Here is a 9,397-nt window from a genome sequence, read left to right as displayed (position 1 = left end):
GGTCAGGCCGGACGCGACGCCGAGCGCCACCGACGGGCGCACCCGGCCGGACGGGATCGGGCGTTCCGGCCGCTCGACCGCGTCCAGCCGCCGGTCCGCCCAGTCGTTCGCGGCCATCCCGGCCCAGTAGAGCAGCACCGACGCGCCGGCCAGCGCCGGTGTCCGCGGGCCGAGCGCACCGGCCGCCGCCGCGCCGGACAGCACATCCCCGGGTACGGAGAGCGCGGCGGGCGCCCGCACCAGCTCGGCCAGGTCGGCCAGGCGGGTCACGGCGTCACCCGGGCGTGCAGACCGGCGGCGAAGTCCCGCAGCACCGTCCACTGGTCGCCGAGCGCGTGGCCGGTCGCGCCGAGCGGGTCCTTGAAGAAGAACGCCAGCTCGGTCAGCGGGCCGTGGCGGCCGGCGGCGTGGGCGGCGGCGGTGAGCCGGGCCAGGTCCAGCACGAGCGGCGCGGCCAGCGCCGAGTCGCAGCCGTGCCAGGTGAACTCCATCCGCATGCCGGTGCCGAGGAAACCGGCGAACGTGACCAGGTCCCAGGCGGTCTTGAAGTCGCCGAGTTCCTCGACGTACTCGATCCGGGTGTGGCCCTGCGGCAGGTAGCCGAGCGTCTCGGCGAGCACCCGCTGTTTGCTGCCCACCTTCGCGGCGTTGGCGGCCGGGTCGGCGAGCGTGGCGCCGTCGCCGCCGCCGAGCAGGTTCGTGCCGGACCAGGAGCGCACGGCCAGGTGCCGCATCGCGAACATCGGCGCGAGCACCGACTTGAGCAGCGTCTCGCCGGTCTTGCCGTCGTGCCCGGCGTACGGCAGTCCGCGTTCGGCGGCGAGCGCGGCCAGGGCCGGCAGGCGGGCCCCGGTGGACGGGGTGAAGTCCACGTACGGGCAGCCGGCGGTGAAGGCCGCGTACGCGTATCCCGAGCTGGGCGGCAGCACGTCGGCCGGGCCGGCCAGCGCGTCGCGCAGCGCGGCCGGGTCGCTGTGGGCCGGATGCGGTACGGGCGCCGGTTCGGTGGCGGCGACGTTGACCACCACCACCCGATCCAGCCCGTGCCGGGTCCGGAAGTCGGTCAGGTCGCGCACCACTGCGGCGATCCGTTCGCCCTGGTCGCCGTCGGTGGGCGTGGGCCGCAGCGACGCCTCGACGGCGGCCAGGTCGGGCGCCACGGCGTCGGCCAGCCGGGCGGGCAGCACCCCGGCGGCGGCGAGCGCCTCGGCGCGTTTGGTCAGCGGGGTGGCGACCACGTCGTGGCCGCCGAAGACGAGATCGGCGAAGCCCGGCAGGGCGGGCCCGCGCAGGTCGGGCAGCTCGGTCACGCAGCCGGTCGGCGCGGTGAGCCCGGCCCGCAGGGCCAGCCCGCCGACCACGGCGGTGGTGGCGACCGAGCCGCGCGCACCCACCAGCCAGACACCCGTACGCATTCGCGCTACCTCCCCAGGTAAGGCCGGTCCACCGGTGCGGCCGGGGAATCCCGGTCCGGCCGCACCGGAGGGCCGTGCTGGTCGTGCCGGCGGACACCGGCGGCACGCTCCCCGGAGCCGGCCTCGTCCCCGCCGCGGGGCGCAACCGCGGGCGGGCCCTCGCCGGCCGGCGCCGGTGAGTGTCGGGCGGGCCTGGCCCGCCTCGGGTCAGGCGGAAGCTTCGGCCAGAGCGGGCTCCACCTCCGTCCAGGCGGCCCGCTCGGCCGAGCGGGTCACCGCGTCGAGCACGAGCTGGACCTGCAACGCGTCGGCGAACGACGGGGCCGGGTCGGCGCCGGTGGCGACCGCCTCGACGAAGTCGCGTGCCTGGTGGGTGAAGGAGTGCTCGTAGCCGATGATGTGGCCGGGCGGCCACCACGCACCCAGGTACGGGTGGTCCGGCTCGGTCACCAGGATCCGGCTGAAGCCCTGCTCGGCAGTGGGCCGGGTGGCGTCCAGGAACTCCAGTTCGTTGAGGCGTTCCAGGTCGAACACGACGCTGCCGCGCGAGCCGTTGATCTCGACCCGCAGGGCGTTCTTGCGGCCGGTGGCGAACCGGGTCGCCTCGTACGTGGCGAGTGCTCCCCCGTCGAGCCGGGCCACGAACACCGCCGCGTCGTCCACCGTCACCTGCCCCATGGCGCTGCCGTTACCGTCGGCCTGCGCGGCCAGGCCGCTCGACCCGGCCACGAGCGGCCGCTGACGCACGAACGTCTCGGTGAGCGCGCTGACCCCGCTGACGAGCTGACCGGTGACGTACTGGGTCAGGTCGATGATGTGCGCGCCGATGTCACCGAGCGCGCCGGAGCCCGCCCTGTCCTTCTGCAACCGCCACACCAGCGGGAACTGCGGGTCGACGATCCAGTCCTGGAGGTAGGTCGCCCGGACGTGCCGGATCTCGCCGATCCGGCCGTCGGCCACCAGTTGCCGCATCAGGGCGACAGCGGGCACCCGCCGGTAGTTGAAGCCGCACATCGCGCGTACCCCGGACTCGCGTGCCCGGGCCGCGGCCCCGGTCATCTCGCGGGCCTCGGCGACGCTGTTCGCGAGCGGCTTCTCGCACAGCACGTGCTTGCCCGCGGCGAGCGCGGCGAGGGCGATCTCGCGGTGGCTGTCCCCCGGCGTGCAGATGTCGACCACGTCGATCTCGTCGGACTCGACGAGCCGCCGCCAGTCGGTGGTGTAGCCGTCCCAGCCGAGCCGGTCGGCGGCCTCGGCCACCTTCGGCTCGTCGCGGCCGCAGACGAGCGCCATCCGCACCCGCGCCGGCAGGTCGAACACCCGGTTCACGGTGCGCCACGCCTGCGAGTGCGCGGCTCCCATGAACGCGTAGCCGACCATGCCGACCCGCAGGATGCTGTCGTGACTGGACAAGGTGGGTCTCCCCCCGTGTGTCAGAACCCGAGCTTCAGGTAGTCGCTCGCGTTCTCCTTGGTGATCGTCTCGGAGGCGAGGACGATCTCCTTCGGTACCTGGAGTTCGACCAGGTCGGACATGCCCTTGCCCTGGCCGATCAGGCGGGCCAGGGAGATGGCCGAGGAGGCCATCGACGGGCTGTAGGTGACTGTGGCCTTGAGAACGGTGTTGTCGGCGGCGATGTCCTCCATGGCCTTCTTGGAGCCGGCGCCGCCGACCATGATGAATTCCTTGCGGTTGGCCTGGTTGACCGCCGCGAGCACGCCGATGCCCTGGTCGTCGTCGTGGTTCCAGACCGCGTCGATCTTCGGCAGCGCCTGGAACAGGCCGGTGGCGGCCTGCTGACCGGAGTCGACGGTGAACTCCGCGGGCCGCCGGTTGGCGACCTTGAACCCGTACGAGGCGAGCGTGTCGGCGAACCCCTTCGAGCGTTCCTGGGTCAGTTCCAGCGACTCGATGCCGGGGATCTCGCCGATCACCGGGTTGCTGACGCCCTTGGCCTTGAGCTGCTCGGCGATGTAGGTGGCGGCGGCCACCCCCATGCCGTAGTTGTCGCCCTTGATCTGCAGCCGGTAGGCCCGCGCGTCCGGGAAGGCCCGGTCCAGGTTGACCACCGGGATGCCGGCCTTCATCGCCTCCAGGCCGAACGCGTTGAGTTCCTTGCCGTCGTGCGGCAGCAGCACGATCACGTCGGGCTTCTGCGAGATCAGCGTGGACAGCGCCGCCCGCTGGGCCGCCGCGTCCGCGCCGGCCTCGACCGACTTCAGCTCCACGTCCTGGTACGCCCCGGCCTGCGCCTTGGCGTTGTTGGTGATGGCGGCGATCCAGCCGTGGTCGGCGGCGGGGGCGGAGAAGCCGATGCTCACCTTCTTGCCCGTCTCGGTGTTGGCGCCGGAACCGGCCGCCTTGGTCTGCGCCTCGGTCGGGTTCTGCTCGTTGCTGGTGCAGCTGGCGAGCAGCACCCCGGCGGAGACGGCGGCCCCGCCGAAGAGCAGCCGGCGGCGGGACAGGTCATGGCGCGGTGTTCTCATGACGCCTCCTGGGATGAGGTGGTGGGGTGGTTTCGGGTGTGGCGGGCCGGACCACCGTCGGTACGACGGCAGCCGGGATGTGCGCGTGGGGTCAGGTGGTGGTGGCCCGGTTGCGGGCGAGGAACTGGGTGAGGCTGCCGAACTGCACCTGCTGGACCAGGACGGCGGCGACGATGATGCCGCCCTTGACCATGTTCTGGGCCTCGGCGGAGAGGTTGTTGATGGCGAACAGGTTGGTGATCGTGGAGAAGATGATCACTCCGAGCAGGGAGCCGATGATCGTTCCCCGCCCGCCGCTGAGCAGCGTGCCGCCGATGATCGCGGCGGCGATCGCGTCCAGCTCGTAGAGGTTGGCCATCGCCGCCTGCGCGGAGGTGGCCTGCGCGGTCAGCATGACCGCGGCGATGCCGCAGCACAGGCCGGACAGCGCGTAGAGCATCACGGTGTGCCGGCGGACGTTGATGCCGGCCAGCCGGGCCGCCTCCGGGTTGCCGCCGACCGCCACCGTACGGCGGCCGAACGTGGTCCGGTTCAACAGCACCCACCCGGCCGCCACCACCGCCACCAGGATGTAGACCAGCAGCGGGATGCCGAGCACGTTCGTGCTGGCGATGCCGTTGATGAACGTGTTGCCCGACACCTGGGTCTGCTTGTCGGAGATCTCCGCCGCCAGCCCTCGCGCTGCCACGAGCATGGCGAGCGTGGCGATGAACGGCACCAGCCGCCCGTACGACACGAGCAGCCCGTTCACCACGCCGACGGCGAGCCCGACGGTGAGCGCGGTGAAGATCATGCCGCCCGCGCCGTAGCTCTGCGTCGCGACTGTGGTGCACCAGACCCCGGCGAGCGCGACGATCGCGCCGACCGACAGGTCGATGCCGCCGCCGATGATCACGAAGGTCATGCCGACGGTGACCACGCCGACCACCGAGGCGAGCTTGAGGATGGTGAGCGTGTTGCCCCACACCCAGTTCGGGTCACCGTAGAGGTCGGGGCGGGTCAGGATGCCGATGACCACCAGCACGACGAGCGTGGCGAGCAGGCCGAGGTTGCGCTTGGCGCCCTCCCCGCCGTCGCCGCGCCACCAGGAGAGCTTCGCCGGCGCGCCGACCTTCGCGGTCTCCGCCCGCTCCACCGGCGGCGACTGCGCGGGCAGCGAGGTGTCAGTGGCTTCGCTCATGCCGGTGCGCCTTCCATGAGAGACCCCGCCATGACGAGGTCGAGCACGGTGTTCTCGTCCAGTTCGCCGGCCGGGGCCTCGCGGACCACCCGGCCCTCCCGCATCACCAGCACCCGGTCGGCCAGGCCCAGCACCTCGGGCACCTCGCTGGAGACCAGCAGCACCCCGACGCCGCGGGCGGCCAGATCGCGGATCACCTGGTACAGCTCGGCGCGAGCGCCCACGTCCACGCCCCGGGTCGGCTCGTCGAGCAGCAACAGCCGGGTGTCACCGAGCAGCCACCGCCCGACCACCACCTTCTGCTGGTTGCCGCCGGACAGCGTGCGCACCGGCCGGCGTACGTCCCGGGGCCGCAGCTCCAGCGACGCGGCGATGCGGTCCGCCTCGGCGCGTTCCCGCCCGGTGTCGGTGAAGCCGAGGCGGGCGTACCGGCTGAACGTGGCGAGCGTGACGTTGCGGTAGATCGGTTCGCCGAGCAGCAGCGCCTGACTCTTGCGTTCCTCCGGCGCCATGCCCATCCCGGCCCGTACCGCCGCGCCCACGCTCCCGGGGCGCAGCGCGCGGCCGTTCACCCGGACCGTCCCGGCGTGCGCCCGGCGCGCGCCGAAGATGGTCTCCAGCAGCTCCGACCGGCCCGAGCCGACCAGCCCGGCGATGCCGACGATCTCTCCCGCCCGGACCCCGAGCGAGACGTCGGCGAACTCGCCGGGCCGGGTCAGCCCGTCCACCCGCAACAGCTCCGCGCCGCCCCCGTGGTCGGCCGGGCGCTGCGGGAAGACGTACTCGATGGTCCGCCCGGTCATCCGGGCGACCAGGTCGCGGGTCGGTGTCTCGCGGGCCGGCAGGCTCGCCGCCGTGGTCCGGCCGTCCTTGAGTACGGTGACCCGGTCGCCGATCTCGCGGATCTCCTCCAGCCGGTGCGAGATGTAGATGACCGCGATGCCCTGCGCGGTGAGTTCCCGGATGATCCGGAACAGGTTCGCCACCTCGTCGTGGGCAAGCACCGCGCTCGGCTCGTCCATGATGATCAGCCGAGCCTCGTGGGACAGCGCCCGGGCCATGCTGACGATCTGCTTGCCCGCGGCGGGCAGGTGCCGCACCAGCCGTCCCGGCGGGATCTCCGGGTGGCCGAGCCGGGCCAGGATCTGCCGGGTACGCCGGGCCATGTGCCCCCGCCGGACGAAACCGAACCGGCGCGGCTCGTGGCCGAGGAACGCGTTCTCCGCCACCGACAGGTCGTCGACCAGGTCGAGTTCCTGGTAGATGGTGGCGATGCCGGCGCGCATGGCGGCCTGCGGGTTGGCGAACGAGGCCGGCTCGCCGCGCCAGCGCACCTCGCCGGAGTCCGGTCGGTGCACCCCGGCCAGCACCTTGATGAGCGTGGACTTGCCGGCGCCGTTCTGCCCCAGCAGGCAGTGCACCTCACCGGCCCGCACCTCCAGTTGCACGCCGTCGAGCGCGCGTACCCCCGGGAACGTCTTGACGACGTCGGTGAGGCGCAGGACCACCTCGCCCGCGACGGCGTCGGCGGGCGCCTCGACGAGCGGCCGGGCCTCGGGCTGTCCGATCTCGCTCATGCTGCTTCTCCGAACGCGAGGTCACTCGCCAGCACCGCGGCGCCGGCGACGCCGGCGCGCGGGCCCAGCTCGGACAGGACGACGGGCAGGTTGCCGGTGGCGAGCGGCAGCGAGCGGCGGTAGACGACGCTGCGGATCTCGGCGAGCAGGATGTGGCCGAGCTGGGCGAGCCCGCCGCCGATGACGATCATCGACGGGTTGGTGAAGCTGACCAGCCCGGCCAGTACGCTGCCGACCCGCCGTCCGCCGTCGCGGATGAGCTGGATGCAGGTGACGTCCCCCTCGATCGCCCCCTGCGCCACGTCCAGCGCGGTCACCACGCCCCGGGCGGCCAGCCGCTCGGCCAGCGCCGGCGACACCTCGGTGCGGGCCGCCACAGTCGCCTCCCGGGCCAGCGCGGCGCCGCTGAACACCGCCTCCAGGCAGCCGAGGTTCCCGCAGCTGCACATCGGACCGTTCGGGTCGACCTGGATGTGGCCGATGTCCCCGGCGCAGCCGTCGGTGCCCCGGTAGACCTCGCCGTGCAGGTAGATGCCGCAGCCGATGCCGGTACCGATCTTGATGAACAGGAAGTCGTCGACGGAGTGGGCCACGCCGCCGTGCCGCTCGCCGATCGCCATGATGTTGACGTCGTTGTCGACCACCGCCGGGCAGCCGTGCTCGCGGGTGAGCAGTTCGCGGACCGGGAACCGGTCCCAGCCGGGCATGATCGGCGGGGAGACCGGGACGCCGTCACGGAAGCTGACCGGCCCCGGTACGCCGATGCCCACCGCGTCGAGCCGCTCGTACGCGCCGTCCACCTTGGCCTTGTGCAGCAGCTCGTTCACCCGCTGGAGCGTCACCTTCGGGCCGGAGCGGATGTCGGCGGCCTCGGTGTAGGCGGCCACCGTCTCCAGCCTGCCGTTCACCACCTCCACGTCGATCGAGCTGGCGCCCAGGTCGACGGCGGCGAAGCGCAGGTGCGGGCTCAGCTCGACGAGCGTGGAACGGCGCCCGCCCCGGGAGGCGGCCAGCCCGGCCTCGGCCACGTATCCGAGGGAGACCAGGCGTTCCAGCTCGGCGAGCAGGCGCGGACGGGGCATCTGGAGCCGGTCGCCGAGTTCGGCGCGGGACACCGCGCCCTCGTCCCGGAGCAGTCGCAGAAGCCGTACGTGCAGGGGGTCGACCGTCCGCACCGGCAGTCACCTCCGCATCGGCGTTGTGTGTCGTGTCCGACACAGTAGGAGCCTTCCGGGCCGCATGTCCATAGCTTCGGCACGCCTGATGCAAACTTTTGTCTATACGAACAAAAGCGAGTTCCGGATCATGAAAACGCGTCGCCCCGCCCGTGTGACTTCCGGGCGGGGCGACGCGATCTCGGTCGGGTGCGTTCTCGGGTCAGCGGGAGGGCGCGTGGCCCTTCTTCCGCAGCTTGCGATCATCGCGCAGCTCCACGTAGGGCTCCTCGTCGGCCGGGTGCCCCGCCGCGATGGCGCGGCTGCGCTCCAGCTCGGCGTCGAACTCCGCGCCCAGCAGGATCGCGACGTTGCTCAGCCACAACCACACCAGGAAGATGATCACGCCGGCCACCGCGCCGTACGTCTTGTTGTACGACCCGAAGTTGCTCACGTAGAGCGCGAACAGGCCGGACACGACCAGCCAGAGCACCACCGCGAGCACGCCGCCGGGGCTGACCCAGCGGAAGCCGCCGTGCCGGGCGTTCGGCGAGGCCCAGTAGAGGATCGCGAACATCAGGCTCACCAGCACCAGCAGCACCGGCCACTTGGCGATGTTCCACACCGTCACGGCGGTCTCGCCCAGGCCGATCGCGTTGCCGGCCTGCTCGGCCAGCCCGCCGGTGAACACCACGATCACGGCGCTGATCAGCAGCATCACGCCGATCACCGCGGTCACACCGAGGCGTACCGGCAGCGTCTTCCAGATCGGCCGCCCCTCCGGCACGTCGTAGATGCTGTTCGAGGCGCGCATGAACGCGGCGACGTAGCCCGACGCCGACCAGAACGCCGCCACCAGACCGATGATCGCCGCGATGCTCGCCAGCCCGCCGGACTGGCCGGCCTGGTCGATCGCGCTCTCGATGATGCGGCGGATGTTCTCCTCCGGCACCGCCTGCCCGACGGTGTCCCGTACCCCCTCGGTGGCCCGGTCGCCGAGCAGGCCCAGCACCGAGATCAGCACCAGTACGCCCGGGAAGATGGAGAGGACGCCGTAGTAGGTGAGCGCGGCGGCCCAGTCGGTCAGGCTGTCGTCCTGGAACTCCCGGACGGTCCGCTTGAGGGTCGCCATCCAGCCCGTCGCCGACAGGTCGGTCGGGCTGTCCGGCCCGTCGTCCGGCCCCACCGGTCCGGCGTGCTTCCGCCCGTCGGGCCGGTCGTGCCCGGCGCGGGCGTCGTCGCGCACGGCGGGGGCGTCCTCGCGCCCGTCGCGGGTGTCCTCGTGGACGTCGTGGGCGTCGTCGCGGGCGGCCATGGCACCTCCTCGTCGTCATGTCGTCCCGCACGACATGCCCTGACGAGGGCAGCGATAACCACCGCACCCGCAAACCGGTCACTCGACCGCCGGCGACCGGTCCCCGCCCCTTCCCTGCCCCTTCCCTGCCGGCCCGGTCCCCGGCCGAGCCCTGCCCTCGACTTCCGCCCGCGCCCCCACCCGCGCCCCACTGCTCGCACCCTGCCGCCGCCTTCACCCCTCTCGCCGCCGTTTGCTCTGCAGCCATGCGCGCGGCGGACACGCTCCGTA

The 9,397-nt window shown here is 72.7% G+C and carries 8 protein-coding genes; all 8 read right to left on the bottom strand.

Features of this window, described 5'->3' with window-relative positions:
* A partial coding sequence (locus AC2CHG_RS17615) for a UbiA family prenyltransferase (protein ID WP_484525147.1) occupies positions 1-270 on the bottom strand: 270 nt, incomplete at its 3' end.
* Positions 267-1,415 (bottom strand): inositol-3-phosphate synthase, encoded by a 1,149-nt coding sequence (locus AC2CHG_RS17610; RefSeq protein ID WP_484525146.1) that lies wholly within the window; start codon positions 1,413-1,415, stop codon positions 267-269. The genes AC2CHG_RS17615 and AC2CHG_RS17610, both read right to left, overlap by 4 nt.
* Positions 1,416-1,622: 207 nt before the next feature.
* Complete coding sequence (locus tag AC2CHG_RS17605) at positions 1,623-2,795, bottom strand: Gfo/Idh/MocA family protein (protein WP_402813963.1); 1,173 nt, start codon at positions 2,793-2,795, stop codon at positions 1,623-1,625.
* A gap of 53 nt (positions 2,796-2,848) precedes the next feature.
* Complete coding sequence (locus AC2CHG_RS17600) at positions 2,849-3,901, bottom strand: substrate-binding domain-containing protein (protein ID WP_484525145.1); 1,053 nt, start codon at positions 3,899-3,901, stop codon at positions 2,849-2,851.
* Between the two features lie 91 nt (positions 3,902-3,992).
* Complete coding sequence (locus AC2CHG_RS17595) at positions 3,993-5,081, bottom strand: ABC transporter permease (protein WP_484525144.1); 1,089 nt, start codon at positions 5,079-5,081, stop codon at positions 3,993-3,995.
* Positions 5,078-6,658, bottom strand: a complete 1,581-nt coding sequence (locus AC2CHG_RS17590; RefSeq protein WP_262015189.1) for a sugar ABC transporter ATP-binding protein — start codon at positions 6,656-6,658, stop codon at positions 5,078-5,080. The genes AC2CHG_RS17595 and AC2CHG_RS17590 overlap by 4 nt, the downstream gene beginning before the upstream one ends.
* Positions 6,655-7,833, bottom strand: a complete 1,179-nt coding sequence (locus AC2CHG_RS17585; RefSeq protein ID WP_128137267.1) for an ROK family protein — start codon at positions 7,831-7,833, stop codon at positions 6,655-6,657. Before AC2CHG_RS17585 ends, AC2CHG_RS17590 begins: the two co-directional genes overlap by 4 nt.
* A gap of 202 nt (positions 7,834-8,035) precedes the next feature.
* A complete protein-coding gene (locus AC2CHG_RS17580; protein WP_484525143.1) occupies positions 8,036-9,127 on the bottom strand; it encodes a YihY/virulence factor BrkB family protein in 1,092 nt (363 codons plus the stop codon).
* Positions 9,128-9,397 lie beyond the last annotated feature (270 nt).

Source organism: Micromonospora sp. ATLC20 (assembly GCF_057196585.1).
This window is presented reverse-complemented; position numbering and strand designations above follow the sequence as displayed.